Genomic DNA, 17,996 nt, shown 5'->3' on the forward strand with positions numbered 1-17,996 from the left:
TGAAAGACACAGACGGCGATCATAAGTATAAAAAGAGGGGGGTGGACACTAAATTTCCATATGTACAGTAAAAGGCATGATGACATAAATTTGATAATGTAACCGCTTACTTAAAAGTAAAGCAGGTTCCCAAGGGCGCAATCAGGCTCACTTGAGGAGGTTAAGAACCGTGCATTGAAGTTCCTGATTCCATCCGTGCGACGTAATATGTTGCCAGTTAACAGACCAGCAGAGGAAATCCATGCATGCAGAAGTGTGTTGTGAAATGCCCGATGTTTGACCGCGTTACAGGATGGATGACGAAATTCACAAGGAGGAATTGACGTGCGGGGAAAATGGTTGAGGTTATGCTTGGCAGCAGCGCTGATTTTTAGTTTATTGCCAGGCATCGGAGCAGGAGAACAGAAGGCAAGCGCAGCAAATGCAGGCGACATTTTGTTGTCTCATTCGTTCGAGGATGGCACGACCCAAGGCTGGACAGCCCGGGGTGGAGTGACGGTTGGCGTGACTGGAGATCAGGCTTACCAAGGTACACGTTCTCTGAAAACAACAGGTCGTACAGAGGCCTGGAATGGACCTTCGTTGTCATTGTCGGATGTGGTGGACAAGAATGCTGTCGTTGAAATATCTGGTTACGTAAAACTGGTTGCAGGTTCAGCACCGGCTAATCTGAAATTCACCGTGGAACGCCGCGATGGCAACGGGGATGCGCAATATGATCAGGTTAACGCAGCCGAGCAAGTAACCGATCAGAAATGGGTGAAGCTGCAAGGACAGTATAGTTATGAACAAGGTAGTGGCCTGCAATTGTATCTGGAGAGCACGGATGCAACAGCGGCTTATTTGTTAGACGAGTTCCAGATCCGACTTGTTAAACCTGCTCCAGAGATTCCGGGTGAACCAGGAGAACCGGGCAAAGCCTTGTTTAAAGCGGACTTTGAAGACGGTAATATCGGAAACTGGAAAGCTCGTGGCACTGAAAAGCTGGAGGTAGTCAGCGGCATCGGACACAATAGTAACCGCAGTTTGAAAACCTCCTCCCGAACGGAAACTTATCATGGACCGTTGGTAGAGGTGTTGCCTTACCTGCAAAAAGGAAGCACGGTTCATGTGTCCTTCTGGGCGATGTATGATGAAGGGCCTGCAACACAGGTAATCAACGGCTCATTGGAGAAGGAATTTAATGGTGACGCAGCTAAGCTGGAATATGCGACCTTTGCTTCCACCACGCTGAATAAAGGCCAGTGGAAGAAGATTGAAGCGGATATCATCGTGCCGGCAGAAAGCACAGGTGTAAGCGGATTGCGGATGTACGCCGAGACACCGTGGAAGCAGTCTTCTGAAGTGACGGAGACAGACACAATTCCGTTCTACATTGATGATGTTCAGATTACAGCGACGGAAGCGATTGCAATTGAGAAGGATATCCCTGATTTGGGAAAAACACTGGGTACATCTTATGCGCTTGGTGCAGCGATTGACCAAACGGCTCTAAACCCACAAGATCCGCACTCGGATCTGCTTAAGAAACATTTTAAAAGTATTACTGCAGGCAACTTCATGAAAATGGATGCCATGCAGCCGACGGAGGGCAATTTTGTCTGGTCCGAAGCAGATCGTCTGGTTAACTTTGCTGCAGCGAACAATATGGAGGTCAGAGGTCATACGTTGCTCTGGCACAGTCAAGTGCCGAATTGGTTCTTTACCGATCCAAATGATCCATCCAAGCCAGCTACACGTGAGCAACTTCTGAAACGTATGAAAACACATATTCAAACGATTGTGAGCCGTTACAAGGGCAAAGTGCATACGTGGGATGTTGTCAATGAAGTCATCTCCGACGGCGGCGGTCTGCGTGATCAGGCGAGCAATTCGAAATGGCGGGATATCATCGGCGACGTAGACGGCGACGGAGATGACAGTGATTACATTGAACTGGCTTTCCGTTATGCGCGCGAGGCTGATCCTGACGCGGTACTGGTAATCAATGATTATGGTATTGAAGGTAGTGTCAGCAAAATGAACGACATGGTTAAACTTGTGGAGAAATTGCTGGCTAAAGGAACACCGATCGATGCTATCGGTTTTCAAATGCATGTGTCGATGTATGGACCGGATCTAAAGCAGATTCGTGAAGCGTTCAACCGCGCTGTTGCTCTAGGGGTTCATATTCAAGTGACAGAGCTGGACATGTCGATCTATTCAGGGAACTCGGAGCAGGAAAAACCGGTAACGGATGAGATGATGCTGGAGCAGGCTTACCGTTACCGTGCGTTGTTTGACCTGTTCAAAGAGTTTGATGATCGTGGTGTCATGGACAGTGTGACGTTATGGGGGCTTGCCGATGACGGCACATGGCTGGATGATTTCCCGGTCAAAGGCAGAAAGGATGCACCTTTGCTGTTTGACCGTAAGCTGAAAGCTAAACCGGCTTATTGGGCGTTAGTTGACCCGGCATCCTTGCCTGTATATCGTAATGAGTGGACAGCCGCGCAATCCAAAGTATCCTTGCCTGACCGTAAAGGGCAGGAGGATATTCTCTGGGGAGCTGTTCAGGCCAAGCCGGTTTCACATGTCATCGAAGGCACAGCAGGTACTACAGGTCAAGTGAAGACATTATGGGATGGAAAAAAACTGAACCTGCGCATTGATGTCAAAGACGCTACACGTCAAAAAGGCGATCAAGTAGAGGTGTTTGTCAGCCCGGAAGATTTGGCAACGAGCAAGAAAAACACGACACCGAAGGATGGGCAATACATTTTCAATCGGGATGGCGGCAAAGGCAAAGATCAGAAGCTGTACCAAGTGCAGGAGAATAAATCGGGATATATTGTTTATGCATCACTACCGTTCTCCGCAGCTGATCTAGCCGAAGGTAAGGTACTATCTCTGGATTTCCGCATTACAGATAAGCAGCCTAACAATAAAACTTCCGTTATTGTCTGGAACGATACGAATAATCAGCAACCGCAGAAAAAGGAAAGTCGGGGCAAGCTTAAGTTAGGTCCTGCATTAAAACAAGTCAAAGTTTCAAATGGAACTCCTGTTGTAGACGGTAAGGAAGATAAGCTGTGGAAAAAAGCAGTGACCATCACAACGGATGTTAAGGTTGCCGGAAATGGCGGTGCTAAAGCCAAGGCGAAGTTGCTGTGGGATGAAAAGTATCTCTACGTACTTGCTGATGTCAAAGATCCTTTGCTCAGTAAAAAAAGTGCTAATGCACATGAACAGGATTCCATCGAGCTATTCATTGATCTGAATAAAAATCAAACGAGCAGTTATGAAGACGATGATGCACAGTATCGGGTTAATTTCGATAATGAAACTTCGTTCGGGGGGAATGCCCGTAAAGAGTTGTTTAAATCAAGCACACGTCTGACGAAGGAAGGGTATGTGGTAGAGGCAGCTATTCCGCTGGAGAATGTTAACCCTAAGCAAAGTAAATGGATCGGGTTCGATCTGCAGGTGAATGATGACGGTGCTGGAGATGGAAAACGTAGCAGTGTTTTCATGTGGAGTGATCCTTCAGGCAATTCGTACCGCGATACGTCCGGATTCGGTAGTCTGCTATTGGTGAAGAAGTAGAGTTACTGACCAGGCTTTCGATTAAACTGTTTAATGAAGTGTAACAAATATGTGACTAGGGTGAAATGCGCTGTGCTTCTGGAAATAAGTGTTGATTTTCAGGGCTGGGACGTTTAGACTATAAACATTCATCATTAGCGGGTTTCATTGTATGCCAATCGGTTTATGACTAAGTCGCTAGTCGCAAAGTCAAATGCTACGGAGGGAGTGCCTGTCATCTAGGCAGCGCACTCGCTTCTTTTTTACATTTAACATACATATGAGCATTACCCGGCTGAAAGGACAGAGTGAGTGGAGCACATACATGGCACGTACAATCTACAACTTGTTATTTTATCCTATTTCATTGCGTCGTTAGCCTCTTATGCAGCACTTGATCTTGCAGGCCGTGTATCTTTGACGAGCGGAAGAGCGCGTCACTGGTGGGTTGCTTGCGGGGCAATCTCTATGGGACTGGGTATCTGGTCGATGCACTTTGTCGGCATGATCGCTTTTGTGTTGCCAATTCACGTTTCCTATTCCGTGGACAAGGTGATCTTGTCCGTTTTGTTAGCTATTATCGCGTCGGGGGTAGCATTGGAATTTGCAGGTCGCCCGTCCAACCGGATTAGCAAACTTGTGTTTGCCGGATTGTTGCTGACCGCAGGTATCACCTCTATGCATTATGTGGGCATGGCAGCGATGTCCATTCCGATAACTTACAAGCCGGGCCTTGTGGTGTTATCCGTTCTGATCGCGGCACTTGCTTCCTATGCAGCGCTGTGGCTGATGTTTTTTTTCAATCGTCCGGAATCCAGACATCATTGGGTCTATAAAATAGGTAGCGGACTCATTATGGGATTGGCTATTACAGGCATGCACTACACCGGAATGGCGGCAGCCCATTTTCATCAAGTTCAAGCAATCCCTGAGAGTCTAAGCAGACAGCTGGAGTCAGAGGTTCTTGCTTACCTTATTGCGGCGGGAACGTTTGTGGCCATTGGTCTCACGTTATTCGGTAATTTCATCAATCAACGGATGGTTCAGAAAGATCAACGTATTCGTGAAAATGAACAGTGGTATCATGCCCTGTACCATAATCATTCGGATGCCATCGTTTCTGTGGATCGCGAAGGTATCATTAAAGGCATTAACGCTGTAGTTACCACAATTACTGGATATTCTGAGAAAAGGGTGATTGATCGCCCGATTAATCAGATTATCGAACAGATTGATGTGGAGTGTTCAAGTAAAGATACCATTCACGCTTGGGATCAGCCGGATCTGGAACAAAGGCATTATATGGCGAAGATGAAAAATACACAAAATGAACTCCTTGACTTAAGTATTGCGGTCATTCCGGTCATTATTGATGACACCCATGTCGGAAGCCATATCTTGATTAAAGATATCACGGAAGAGACCCAGGCACAGCAAAACATTCGGCATCAGGCTCTGCATGATCCGCTTACGGGTCTGCCTAATCGACGCAAGCTGGATGAGGTACTGGCTAATACCATCCATGCGTGTGAACAAAAACAGCATAAGTTTGCTGTGATGGTTATGGATATCGACCGTTTCAAAATGATTAATGACTCCTTGGGTCATTCTATTGGCGACGTGTTTCTGAAGGAAGTTAGCCACCGTATTGTCACGACTATCGGTGCTTCTCATCCTCAGGCAACGACCAATGTTACGCTAGCCCGAATGGGCGGAGATGAGTTCACGATGGTGGTCACGGGGGAACAAGCGGATGAGAGGCAAGTGGTTTGTCTTGCCGAAAAAATTGTGGAAGCGATTAAGCAACCGTATCGTTTGAAGGAAAATGATTTTTACGTTACAGCAAGTATCGGTATTGCTATGTACCCTGAACATGGGGCAGGAACGGATGCTTTGATCAAACATGCGGACTCCGCCATGTATGAAGTCAAGAAAAACGGAAAGAACGGTTACCAGTTCTATACGGCTCAGCTCGACTCTGAGCTTTACGAACGGATTGAGCTCGAAGGTTATCTAAGGAAGGCACTGGAGCGCAATGAGATGGTACTGTATTATCAGCCGCAGATTCGTACGCTGGACAGCCGAATGATCGGGGTAGAGGCTCTGATTCGCTGGCAACATCCGCTTAAAGGGCTGCTTGCACCCGATGTATTTATCCCGCTGGCCGAGGAGACAGGCATGATCTATGATATTGGTAACTGGACGATTCGTGAAGCCTGCAGACAGATGAAGCTGTGGCACGCTAGTGGTGGGCCGCTGATTCCGGTGTCAGTGAACTTGTCCAGCCAGCAATTTCATCAATCGAACCTGGTGGAGCAGGTACAGAATGCTTTAATTGAGACAGGTCTGGAAGCCAAATATCTGGAACTGGAAATTACAGAGAGCATGATGATGGATGCAGCGGTGTCCACGGCGATTCTAAACGAGCTATCCGCTCTGGGTGTGAAGATTAGTCTGGACGACTTCGGCACAGGATACAGTTCACTAAGTTATCTGAAGCATTTCCCGATCCACAAACTCAAGATCGACCGCTCGTTTGTCACGGATATCACCGAAAGCCACAGCGATCAGGCGATCGTAGCCACAATTATTTCGATGGCCCAGAATCTTAAGATGGAAGTGATCGCTGAAGGGATTGAGACCAAAGGCCAGCTCGATATTTTGATGCAAAATGACTGTCGGGAGATTCAGGGTTATTATTTCAGCAGGCCGTTACCAGCAAGTGAAGTGGAAAACAATTTCTTTGTACCCCTGCGTTTGCTTGGGGAACGTAATACGGTATTTCATTCGGTATAAACGGCCAAGCGGCAAATCTCGAAGTAAGAGATTTGTCGTTTTTTGTTAAGTTAATAAGTAAGAGCTATATAAAATTCTTGTATGATATAATTGTTAGCAAGGAAATGAACTGTTGGTAAGTTAACATTGAACATTTTTTTAAGATAGTTATCCTTGCAAAAGAATTTAAGTTAATTTTGTACACGGGAGCAGATCAGTATATGAATACTATCCTTGATATTAGTGATTGGAAAAGCGAAACATTGAGTGTTTCTGGCTCCAAAGAAAAGAGATGGTACCGACATCCAGAAACGAATAAATTAGTGTTATTTAAATTGCCCGTGTCTTTGACAACCGGTAATAATCTCATAGAGGAAGTAACTGGGGAGATGTGGTCCGAGAAGTTGGCCTCTGATATCGGGGGATTATTAGATTTTAATGTGCATAAAGTTGATGTTGGCTGTATCAAAGCAAGCACTAGTTTCTTTCAAGATTATTATCTAGATGAATCAAGATTTAAGGACGTGTCTTTGATCTTTGGAGCTTTGTGTCATTCATTTATAGAAGAAGATCTCGAAAGTCTTATTGAGGGCGCTGATATGATTATGGAATTTGATGATAGTTATGATCGTCAGCGCTTAAAGGGAAGAAAAGAGATATATAGCTTCGATTTGTTATTAAGACTGTTTTCCCAAAGGAATATGTTGGATGATTTATATAAAATGATTATTTTTGATACTCTAATAGGGAACACAGATAGACATCAGGACAATTTCGGTATTATTAGGGATGAGGTTTCCTCAAGGATCACTTTTGCACCTTTCTATGATAATTCATCTTCACTAGGAAGAGAGTTGCCAGAACGTAGAATAGAACTTATGTTCAAGGATAAGCAAATGTTCGATGCATATCTGTTTAATAAGAAGGCGTCTCCGCAGATACGCTGGGGAAATATTGATAATAATACTAAATTAAATTTCTTTACGTTTTTGAAAGAAGTGATTAAAGTTTCTCCAGATATTAAAAAATTCGCTTCTTCACTTTTTAAATTATCAGATGATAAAATTAACGAATGTATAAATAGAGTACCTTCTATTGTAATGAGTGATATTCAAAAGGAATTTGTTAACAAATTCCTGATTGTAAGGCGTGACTTAATGTTAGAGGAGTTATTGAGATGAAACCAATTTATAATAAACTTTTAGTATTTTGGAAAGGTCCAAACGGAGAGAATTTCTTAGTGGGTATTTTAGAAAAGAAGAATAAACAATATATTTTTAGATACGAGAATAACTCTCTTAATGCTGCTAAAGAACATGGTTTTTCACCCTTTATCGGATTAAGTGACGAAAATAAAGTGTATAGAAGTGATAAATTATTCTCGGTTTTTGAGCGCAGAACGCCAGGAGCTAACAGAGGAGCATTTAAAAAGTTATTAGAAGAAAATAATCTTAGTGATGGAGAAGATTTAGTTTGGGATTATTTATGTTTAACTAAAGGGAGATTAGCGACAGATTCGCTCTCTCTAATCGCACCTGTTGTATTTGAGAATAAATCGTTATTCTTAGATAGCGAAGTTGCCGGATGGTCGTATACAAAGGAAAATAATACAGCACTTTCAAAGGATACAAGATTAATTTTGCAAGTCGATCGAAACAATGAAAATGATGACAAGGCTATTATGATTTTAAACTCTGACACAAAAGAAAAAGTTGGATATATTATGAAACCATTCAACTATCTATATTACTATTTGTTAGAAAAAGGGTTCTCTCTTGTGGCTAAAATTTATATTTTTGATAAAAAAGAAGGAAGACCTAGTTTTCTGATTTACTGTTCTGAAATTACAAAAGAACTGATTGAGGGAGAGAAGGAACTTCAATATTTAATTGAATATAGATAGGGCGAGTTTAGTGATGTTTATCGATAAGAGGTTGAGCCAAATGAAATTTAGTATGAGAACATTAGATGAAACTGTCATTGAACTGGATTCTGATTCTGATATACGACAAATGATCGAAATATCCGAGAATGATATTGAGGAAGGCTTAATATTTTCCTCTACAGATCTGATTGAACATATAAAGAACAGTGGATAGCCTCATTTAAACAAGGTGCGATGAATCGTAAATATCGATTTTAGTTTTAGAAAATTAAGTTTTAACGGCCAAGCGGCAAGTTCCTGAGTTGTATCGAGAACTTGCCGCTTTTTTTGTTTTCATGTCATATCCGCATATGTTTTAAGCGGAAGATAAGTCATTCTTTTTCTAAAGGCAAAGCTAAAGATTGGTACCATCTCACGTGGACTCATGCTCCACATACCCGGTTATGTCACTCCCGTTTATAAAAACTTGCGGTGGTGCTTTTTGCCGTCATAGGTGAACCAGATGGGTTTATCCTCCACACGGGTCTCCACGTGCACCGTACGTCCCCAGAGACGGTACAGATACGGGAGCGTGCGCTCCATGTATTTCAGATCCAGCTCGATGCCCTCATACTGATGTTTCAATACGAGTTCGCCTGTACGCAGATAGTCTGCATCCTGTACGACCAGATAGGGAGAGCCGCCGTTAATGCGGGAAAATACAAGCTGGTCGCGGATGTTTTCCCAGGACTTGTCGGTAATTTTCCAGTCCGGGCCTTTTTTCTCGAACACGTAGAGGTCGAGGTCTTCGGTTAACTTTTTGGTCATGTAATTACGGATGAAGGAGGTATCCGAGTCGAACTCGCGCACCTCGAACATTTTGGCCCGGCCTTGCCCAGGCTGGCGCCCCCATCGTTCCTGCTCCTCGCGCGTCGGGTGATCCCAGCGGCGTTCGATATCTTCAAAAATTTTCAGTCCCAGGTAATATGGATTCAGACTTTGTTTAGACGGCTGCACAACGGAAGAATTCAGCTTGGCAAACTCAATCGTATCCTCACTACTCAGGTCGAGTTCGCGTATAATACGTTGATGCCAGTACGAAGCCCAGCCTTCGTTCATGATTTTTGTTTCCATCTGAGGCCAAAAATAGAGCATTTCCTCACGCATCATACTCATAATATCCCGCTGCCAATCGGTGAGCACCTCGGAGAACTCTTGGATGAACCACATAATGTCTTTCTCCGGCTCTGGTGGAAAATGGTGTACCTGCAAACTGTCCGCAGGTTTTTCTTCGGTCTGCAGATTGTCGAGAGACCACAGGTCGTCATATTGGCCTTCCGGTTTAGGGGCTTTATCACCACGCTGTTCCCGAATTTTCATCTCCATGTAACGCTGTTTGTCGAGGTGCCGCGGTTTGATGAGTTGCGGGTCCACATGCTCCTGAATTGCGAGCACGGCATCGATGAAGGATTCTACCGCTTCGGTGCCATATTCCATCTCATAGTTGCTGATTCGATCCGCCGTGGCGGCCATGCTTTCAACCATATTGCGGTTGGATTTGGAGAAGCGTGCATTGTTTTTGAAAAAGTCGCAGTGTGCGAGTACGTGGGCGACGATTAATTTGTTCTGAATCAGAGAGTTGCCATCCAGCAGGAAGGCGTAGCAAGGGTTGGAGTTAATAACGAGTTCATAAATTTTGCTCAGGCCAAAATCATACTGCATTTTCATTTTGTGAAACGTTTTGCCAAAGCTCCAGTGGCTGAACCTTGTTGGCATGCCGTAAGCACCGAAGGTGTAGATGATATCCGACGGGCAGATCTCGTAGCGCATCGGGTAATAGTCGAGGCCGAATCCATCGGCAATCTCCATAATTTCAGCAATCGCGTATTCCAATTCGCGGATCTCATCGGTCATCCCAGGCTGCCCCCTTCTCTTTTTTGAAAAAAGCTGCGGAGCGCTTTATACACTTCGCCTTTTTCCTTGATGACGTAATACATAAACTGATCCATCTTAATATGACGGTAGGCAGACATCAGTGTACTGCTACGGTTGTATTGGTTCACTTCACCGTAACCAAACATGTTGCTGCGCTTCATTAACTCGCCGATCAGCTTCACGCAGCGCTCATTATCCGAGGTCAGGTTATCGCCATCCGAGAAATGGAACGGGTAGATGTTATAACTCGAAGGAGGATAACGTTTATCGATGATATCCAGTGCTTTCATATATACAGAGGAGCAGATCGTACCGCCGCTCTCGCCACGTGTGAAAAATTCCTCTTCCGTCACTTCTTTGGCTTCCGTGTGGTGAGCCAGAAACACAATTTCGACTTTCTCATACTGACGTCGAAGAAAACGCGTCATCCAGAAGAAAAAACTGCGGGCGCAATATTTTTCAAATGATCCCATCGACCCGGATGTATCCATCATGGCAATGATGACGGCATTGGACTGAGGGATGATTTTGTCTTCCCACGTCTTGTAACGGAGATCATCCGGACTGATGTGATGGATGCCCGGATTACCCGTTGTTGCATTGCGGCGCAGGTTCTCCAGAATGGTTCGTTTCTTATCGATGTTGGACTGCATGCCTTTTTTGCGAATATCGTTGAAGACCACGGTATGTGTCTCGATCAAATCTTTATCCTTTTGTTTCAGATCCGGCAATTCCAGTTCGGCAAAAAGAATATCTTCCAATTCCTCGATGCTGACCTCAGCTTCAACAATGTCATGACCTGGTTGATCGCCAGCTTTTTCACCTTTGCCCGGCTTCTGGGACGCAGGATCACGGCCAATGACATCACCAACCTGACTGTCACCGTCCCCCTGACCGACATGTTTTTGCTTCTGGTAGTTATACACGAAACGGTACTCATCCAGACTGCGAATGGGTACCTTGATGATTTGTTGTCCATCGGACATGATAATATTTTCTTCGGTGATCAGATCGGGCAGATTCTGCTTAATGACATCTTTCACCTTTTGCTGATGGCGCTGCTGGTCCTGGTACCCTTTGCGGTGAAGCGACCAATCTTCCCGGGATACGACGAACGAGTAAGGCTGGTGTGAATTTGACATGTAGGCACCCCCCATTGATTACGCGGCACAGTTTGGCCTGTCGGTAATTAAGTATATTCACGGGCGGGGACGATATGTGATGCGATCTGAACTAAAATGAATGAAATACGCTGCAACTGCCTTAGGATAGGTGAAAGTGGGGTACATGTTTAAATTTTACAAAAATCATGATCATATGTGATATCTTTCCTTTACAATAGAGAAAAAGGTCTGATTCTGAGCATCGAACCTTGGTGCATGTAAAGGAAGGATTAAGTGTGGATAAACGTGCAGTAAAAGCCTGGATTATGTATGACTGGGCCAATTCAGCTTATGCAACAACCGTGCTTGCGGCGGTGCTACCTGTATTCTATGCTTCTGTTGCTGCGGCAACATTGGATAAGGATACGGCAGCTTCTTACCTTGCTTATACACATTCTATTGGAATGTTGTGTGTGGCACTGTTAACTCCGCTGCTAGGAACGCTGGCTGATCTATCGGGACGAAAAGGGGACTTCCTGCGAGTTTTCGCGATAACGGGAATTGTGGCAACGCTCGGGTTCAGCGTGATCGGAGAAGGAGACTGGTTGCTTGCGTCTACCCTGCTTGTATTAACCACGATTGGTTTTGCCGGTGGAAATACCTTCTATGATGCCATGTTACCGGATTTAGTTCCTGTAGAGCGAAGAGATATGGTGTCCTCCAAAGGTTATGCCTATGGTTATATCGGCGGGGGGTTACTGCTTGCAATCAATCTGTTAATGATTCAGCAGCCAGGCTGGTTCGGCATGCCGAGTACACTTGCAGGTACAAGACTTGCATTCATTTCGGTATCGCTGTGGTGGTTGCTGTTCTCGCTTCCCATCTTCCGCTATGCACCTAGAAGACCAGCCTCGCCTGAGTTGCCTGCATCCGTGACAGGTTATGCAAAGATTGGTGTACGCAGATTACGGGAAACCTTCGGGCAGATCCGGCGTTTTCCACAGTTGCTTCGGATGTTGGTGGCATTCTGGTTTTTCAATGACGGGATTAATACCATTATTCTGATGGCTACAATCTATGGGACAAGCATTGGCATTGGCACATCGGATTTGATGTTGGCGTTGCTAATTACGCAATTTATCGGTTTTCCTTGTACACTGCTTCTAGGTGCTTGGGCGCAGCGGTGGGGAGCTAAACAGGTGTTATTGGTAAGTTTAAGTATTTATATTTGTATCGTTATACTTGGCTACTTTATGACCCAAGCTCTGCATTTTTATGTGCTCGCAGGGTTGGTTGGCGTGGTGCAAGGGATTAGTCAATCGACGGCGCGTTCCCTGTTTAGTAATCTGATGCCGGCTGCACGAACGGGTGAGTACTTTGGATTTGTTAACATTACAGGGAAGTTCGCTTCGATCTTTGGCCCATTTGTATTTGGTTACGTGGGACAGATTACAGGTTCTACCCGCTGGGGGATTCTGTCGCTGATCTTCTTCTTTGTAGCAGGCATTGCGGTTTTATTAACCGTGAAGGTACAGAAAGGAATGCAGGATGCTCAGTCAGCCGACCAGGAAGAGTTTGAACGTATGCAAGGCCTAGGTATGGCTGGAAAAGGGAAGGAGGTTACCTTTACCGGATAAGTTTAGTTTGGTTTCATTTGGTTAGGTTAGATTAGGTCAGTTTGGTTTAGATTAGGCTTGATATTGTAACCGTGCCGTGACTCTTATTGATTATCCCGGTCTCCGGATTCTGTTTATCTCATAACAGGATCTGGAGGCTTTTTTTGCATTGTTACGTACTTAGATCATTGGCAAGTGAATAAATTATGAAAAGGTGAAAATAAAAGATTGACATGATACATTTTGTATCATAGAGTAAAGATATAAATACATATTGTATCTTAGAGTGTCGAAATTCCCTGTCATTTCCAAGGTAATGATCATCCGGTCGATCCGATCCCACGGCATAATTTTATAAATTTACAGAGGAGAGGCTGCCATTGATAGATACGCAAGGAAACGGACTTGTCTTTTTATTATGCATTCCCCGCAGTGGCAGTTCGTTATCTACCGTTATGCTGCAAAATCATAGTCGCATATTTGCCACGCAGGAGATGTGGTTTCTGATGAATCTCGTCGATTTGTCCAAAGCCGATTCTCGCGCTTACGGTGGAAGTTCCATCATCCGTCAATTTTATCAAGCGATGGTGTCCGAGGATATTTTCGAAAAGGCGTGCAGAAGCTTTGCTCTTGAAATATATAATGGATTTTTGGAAGGGAGCGGAGCAGACTTCATCGTTGATAAATCTCCGCGTTATTATTATATGCTTGAATGGCTGGATCGGTTGTTTCCGCAGTCCAGACGCATTCATCTTCAGCGTAACCCCCTTTCTGTAGCGGCATCCTTTAAAAAAGTAAATCGCCACACCGGCGAAGGTTTTGATCTGATCCAGAGTCTGAATCATTCAAAACTCAATATGAAAGCCGTAGACCTGACACTTGGTCTAACTCGATTAAATGATTATTTTGCAGAGGCTCATCCTTTGGCCTACGAATTGAAATATGAGCAGCTTGTTATGAAACCTCAGGAAGAACTGGAGAAGTTATGTGCTTTTCTAGGCATAACTTATGAACAAGGAATGGAGCGGTATGGTCAGTTTGTTGATAGTACGAAATCTGACATGTTCTATAGTATGGGCGTTGGGGATCCCTTCCTATCTTCATATCAAGAAGCACATCAAGATTCTGTTAACAACTGGAAAAACATACTTGAGCGGCAAGAAGTTGAACTGTATTGCCGTGTACTCGGTGCGAATCTGTTCCACCGGATGGGGTACAGTGAACAGCTGCAAGAAGCTGAAGATTGGACAGGAGTCCAGTTTCAGGCAGAGCCGGATGCGGAGGTATTGGAGCGGCTCAAGCAACAGCTAGTACTGGCAACGGAGTGCCGTTGGCAACCAAATTACCGCATGGATGCACCGATGAATGGAGCCAAGGACCGGTCTCCGATCCACAGCGGCAGTGAGGAAAAGGAAAAAGCCAAGATTGACCCGTCACTAGCCGCTATGGCCACGATCAGACAGTTGCAGGCAGCACTTCGCGCAGCGGATCAGCGCCTGGAACGTGGCTATACGGAGCGGGAACGATTGAAGAAACAGCTGCATGCTGCCCATAGCAAATTGCAACGAATCAAATCATGGATACCATTTGGTCATCGAATTAGCGCATGGGCATCCCAGCGCAAGATTGTTCGGGGAGGAAAGTCATGAGCGCGATAGCCGGAATCGTACATACGGAAGGTCAGCAAGCGCTATGGGAGGACAGCTGGCGGCTCTACGCAAGTCTTGGGCATATCCCGGCAGATACAACAGGGGTATGGAAAGGGGATGAAGCCTTTCTTAGTTGCCATGCTCAGTGGATTACGCTGGAGTCCGTAAACGAGAAATTGCCTTTGTATGATGAAGAAAGTCAAATGACCATCACTTCAGATGCCATTTTGGATAACCGTGAGCAACTGGCCGATCAGTTGCAGATTTCACGAGCAGAGCTGGCTGGAATGGCGGACAGCGAACTGATTCTCCGTGCATACCAGCGCTGGGGAGAAGATGTAGCTAGTCACCTTCTGGGGGACTTTGTATTTGCGATCTGGGATGAACGCCGCCGCATGTTGTTTGCTGCGAGGGATATTACGGGCATGCGGGCATTTTATTACCGACATGACGGTTCACGATTTGCCTTCTGTACGTTAATGAAGCCATTGCTTGAGCTTGGAGGAGTGCAGAAGGCACTCGACGAAAACTGGCTATCCGAATTTCTGGCCATTCCCGACATGCATGATTCAGCTGATATTCATTCCACGGTGTATCGCGGAATGAACCAGTTGCCCTCTGCGCACACGCTGACGTTTCGAAACGGGAGGATCGAACTCAGGCAATATCATCGCTGGGATGATGTCGAACCGCTTCGACTCAAATCGGATGAAGACTATGTAGAAGCTTTTCGCGAGGTGTTTAGCCAAGCCGTAGGTTCACGCTTACGGACGCATAGACAGGTTGCGGCGGCGTTAAGTGGTGGACTGGATTCAGGAGCGGTTGCAGGATTTGCTTCCGGGACACTCCGAAGTCAGGGAAAGCAGCTTCATGCTTACAGCTACGTGCCAGTTCCGGATTTTACGGATTACACGTCGAAAACGCTACTAGCAGACGAGCGGCCATTTATTCGTTCCACCATTAATCACGTAGGCAATATCTCGGAAAACTATCTCGATTTTGAAGGACGCAGTCCGCTCAGTGAAGTAGATACGTGGCTGAACATGATGGAGATGCCTTACAAATACTTTGAAAATTCATTCTGGATCCGTGGCTTTTATGAAAAAGCGAGCGAGCAGGATGCCGGTATTTTGCTGACAGGCGCACGTGGTAATTTTACGATCTCATGGGGACCTGCACTTGATTATTATGCCAGTCTACTGAAAAGTGGCCGATATTTCCGCTGGTTCCGCGAGATGCAACAGTACAGCGAACGAACAGGGATGGCATTCTCACGCATCGCCCGAATCACAGGCCGTAAAGCGTTCCCGGACTGGTTCAAAGGAAATAACAAAGGGACAGCTCAGCCAGCAGGCGCACAACTGATTCATCCGGATTTGGCCCGAAGAACGGGCGTGCTGGATCGACTTAAATCCATCCTTGTACTCCAGGGCGGTGCACGGGCCGATGCACTTCAGGTGCGAGCCGACAAGTTTAATAATCTGGCAATCGCGAATAAAAATGGGGCCGTCGCCACCAAGTGTTCTCTCCGTTACCGGGCATGGGAACGTGATCCCACAAGTGATCCAAGAGTGATTCGATTTTGTCTCTCTGTACCGATCGAACAGTATGTAAGGCAGGGAACGGATCGTTCGCTCATTCGCCGGGCTACATCGCCGGAATTGCCGGACAAAGTAAGGCTTAATCAGCGTGTACGGGGCGTACAGCCTGCGGATTGGTTGCACCGTATTTTGCCTGACTGGCAGACGTTTACCTCGGAACTGCAAACCTTGTGTTCTGACAGTCAGGTTGCCGGCATATTAAACACGGATCGGATTAAATCAGCTCTGGCTAATTTTCCAAGTCCCAGGCCCGAACTCGCATCCCATCCAGATTTGCGTTTGATGATGCACAGTTTAATTGTATACCGATTTATTCAGAAGTTTTGATCCGAGGCCAAGGTATACGCTCTTGAAAGGAGGTGAAAACGATGCAAAACGAAAAAAAGGAATGGCAAGCACCTGTTCTTGAAGTGTTGGATGTGAATGAAACGATGGCAGGGGTAGGATACAGACAAATCGACTGGATTACTGTCCACGACGCCGACATGTACGATCCAACGTCCTAATTTTGTAGTTTCCCCAGCTAGTTCATACTTAAAGGGCGGAAATGCAACCCATCCAGCTTTTTCGCCTCCGCCCTAATATTGAGCTTGTGAATATCAGGGCTTTTTTCATATCTATAAATGAAGGAGGCGCCCTTACTGATGCCTTTGTACTATGAAGCTTATGGTTTACGCTGGTTGAGTCAGATTCCGATGCCCGAGTTGCAGCGGGCAACTCTGACTGCTGAAACGCAGCAGGATGTAGCTGATGTACAGATCGAGTCATTTGATCTGGCAGGGTTATGGCAGAAATGGGATGTTGGCAGCGACAATTTTGTGGCGCGAGACGGTTGTCTTTTTTTCAGAATCGAAGATACGGGTCTGTTTTTAATGGATCATGGCAAAAGAATCGTTGTCTCTCAAGTATCTGGTGCCGATCCGAAAAAAGTCAGGCTGTTTATCCTCGGGACATGCATGTCCGTGATTATGATGCAGCGTGGTATTCTTCCTCTGCACGGAAGCGCAGTTGTGATTGATGGTTGGGCCTACGCGTTCGTTGGGCATTCCGGCGCAGGAAAGTCTACGTTGTCCGCGGCACTGGCCTCGCGCGGATATCCTCTTCTCACCGATGATGTGGTTGCCTTGACCTGGGATGCTGGAGGCAGAGCAATCGTATCCCCCGGATATCCCCAGCAGAAATTATGGCAGCCTAGCCTGGAAGGCTTCGGAATGAAGCAGCAGGATTATGCAACGGTGCATGCTGAAATTACGAAATACGCCATACCGGTTCAGCACTACTTTCACGAGAGGGCTGTTCCACTTGGGGGAATCTACGAACTTGTACCTGAGCCGGACCAGGAATCCGGTTCTGTGCATTTGCAGGAGGTAAGTGGTCTGGAACGTCTGCACTTGCTCTGCTCTCATACCTTTCGCGGTGGACTGGTGAATCGCCAAGGACTCGCCCAATGGTTGTTTGAAACAGCTTCAAGACTTTCAGCCAGTGTGGAGATTAACAGAATTAGCAGAACGGGGCACCATTTTACAGCATTTGAAATGGTGGATCGGATCCTTAATCATATACGTAAAGGAGTGCATACAGAAATATGACAGCAATTACACCTATCGATGCGAATGACGTCGTAATCCGGAAGGAAGGCAACCTGGTCAGTGATATGGGTGGCGAAAAGGTGATGATGAGCATCCATTCCGGGAAATATTACAATCTGGGAAGTACAGGCGGGCGAATCTGGGAACTGATTGCAGAAGAGAGAACGCTGAATGAATTGATTGAGACGCTTGCTACAGAATATGACATTCAGGCAGAACAATGCCGTGATCAGGTTGTGGCTTTTTTGGAACACCTCTCACGTGAAGGTTTAATCAACATTTCGCGCGGAGTGTAAAAAT

12 protein-coding genes are annotated in these 17,996 nt (G+C 45.7%); 10 read left to right on the forward strand and 2 right to left on the reverse strand.

What is annotated here, in order from left to right; all coding sequences use genetic code 11:
• Positions 1–324: 324 nt before the first annotated feature.
• From FS818_RS01795 to FS818_RS01810, 4 genes are all read left to right on the forward strand, one after another.
• Complete coding sequence (locus FS818_RS01795) at positions 325–3,585, forward strand: endo-1,4-beta-xylanase (protein WP_145329053.1); 3,261 nt, start codon at positions 325–327, stop codon at positions 3,583–3,585.
• A 291-nt stretch (positions 3,586–3,876) separates the two neighbouring features.
• Positions 3,877–6,360: a bifunctional diguanylate cyclase/phosphodiesterase gene (locus FS818_RS01800; protein WP_145329055.1), complete on the forward strand. Its 2,484-nt coding sequence runs from the start codon at positions 3,877–3,879 to the stop codon at positions 6,358–6,360.
• Positions 6,361–6,560: 200 nt separating this feature from the next.
• Positions 6,561–7,520 carry a HipA domain-containing protein gene (locus FS818_RS01805; protein ID WP_145329057.1) on the forward strand — a complete coding sequence of 320 codons (960 nt, stop codon included), beginning with the start codon at positions 6,561–6,563 and terminating at the stop codon, positions 7,518–7,520.
• Complete coding sequence (locus FS818_RS01810; protein ID WP_145329059.1) at positions 7,517–8,242, forward strand: HIRAN domain-containing protein; 726 nt, start codon at positions 7,517–7,519, stop codon at positions 8,240–8,242. Before FS818_RS01805 ends, FS818_RS01810 begins: the two co-directional genes overlap by 4 nt.
• Before the next feature lie 438 nt (positions 8,243–8,680).
• Here FS818_RS01810 and FS818_RS01815 read toward each other — a convergent pair whose 3' ends face one another.
• Together FS818_RS01815 and yhbH are read right to left on the reverse strand one after the other, a co-directional pair.
• The gene (locus FS818_RS01815; protein WP_145329062.1) at positions 8,681–10,117 is read right to left on the reverse strand and encodes a SpoVR family protein; all 1,437 of its coding nucleotides are present in this window, start codon (positions 10,115–10,117) and stop codon (positions 8,681–8,683) included.
• Positions 10,114–11,280, reverse strand: coding sequence for a sporulation protein YhbH (gene yhbH / locus FS818_RS01820; RefSeq protein WP_123065012.1), 1,167 nt, complete (start codon positions 11,278–11,280; stop codon positions 10,114–10,116). The genes FS818_RS01815 and yhbH overlap by 4 nt, the downstream gene beginning before the upstream one ends.
• 257 nt (positions 11,281–11,537) lie before the next feature.
• Here yhbH and FS818_RS01825 point away from each other — a divergent pair, with 257 nt between their 5' ends.
• From FS818_RS01825 to FS818_RS01850, 6 genes are all read left to right on the forward strand, one after another.
• Complete coding sequence (locus FS818_RS01825) at positions 11,538–12,878, forward strand: MFS transporter (protein ID WP_260984476.1); 1,341 nt, start codon at positions 11,538–11,540, stop codon at positions 12,876–12,878.
• 359 nt (positions 12,879–13,237) lie between these two features.
• On the forward strand, positions 13,238–14,506 hold the full coding sequence (locus FS818_RS01830; protein WP_145329064.1) for a sulfotransferase family protein: 1,269 nt from the start codon (positions 13,238–13,240) through the stop codon (positions 14,504–14,506).
• Complete coding sequence (locus FS818_RS01835) at positions 14,503–16,434, forward strand: asparagine synthase-related protein (protein WP_145329065.1); 1,932 nt, start codon at positions 14,503–14,505, stop codon at positions 16,432–16,434. Before FS818_RS01830 ends, FS818_RS01835 begins: the two co-directional genes overlap by 4 nt.
• A 41-nt stretch (positions 16,435–16,475) precedes the next feature.
• Positions 16,476–16,613 (forward strand): paeninodin family lasso peptide, encoded by a 138-nt coding sequence (locus tag FS818_RS01840; protein WP_123065008.1) that lies wholly within the window; start codon positions 16,476–16,478, stop codon positions 16,611–16,613.
• 138 nt (positions 16,614–16,751) lie between these two features.
• Positions 16,752–17,696, forward strand: a complete 945-nt coding sequence (locus FS818_RS01845) for a phosphoenolpyruvate carboxykinase (ATP) (protein WP_145329067.1) — start codon at positions 16,752–16,754, stop codon at positions 17,694–17,696.
• On the forward strand, positions 17,693–17,992 hold the full coding sequence (locus tag FS818_RS01850; RefSeq protein WP_145329069.1) for a lasso peptide biosynthesis PqqD family chaperone: 300 nt from the start codon (positions 17,693–17,695) through the stop codon (positions 17,990–17,992). The genes FS818_RS01845 and FS818_RS01850 overlap by 4 nt, the downstream gene beginning before the upstream one ends.
• Positions 17,993–17,996: the final 4 nt, after the last annotated feature.

The organism is Paenibacillus xylanexedens, from assembly GCF_007680605.1.
Classification (GTDB): domain Bacteria; phylum Bacillota; class Bacilli; order Paenibacillales; family Paenibacillaceae; genus Paenibacillus; species Paenibacillus xylanexedens_B.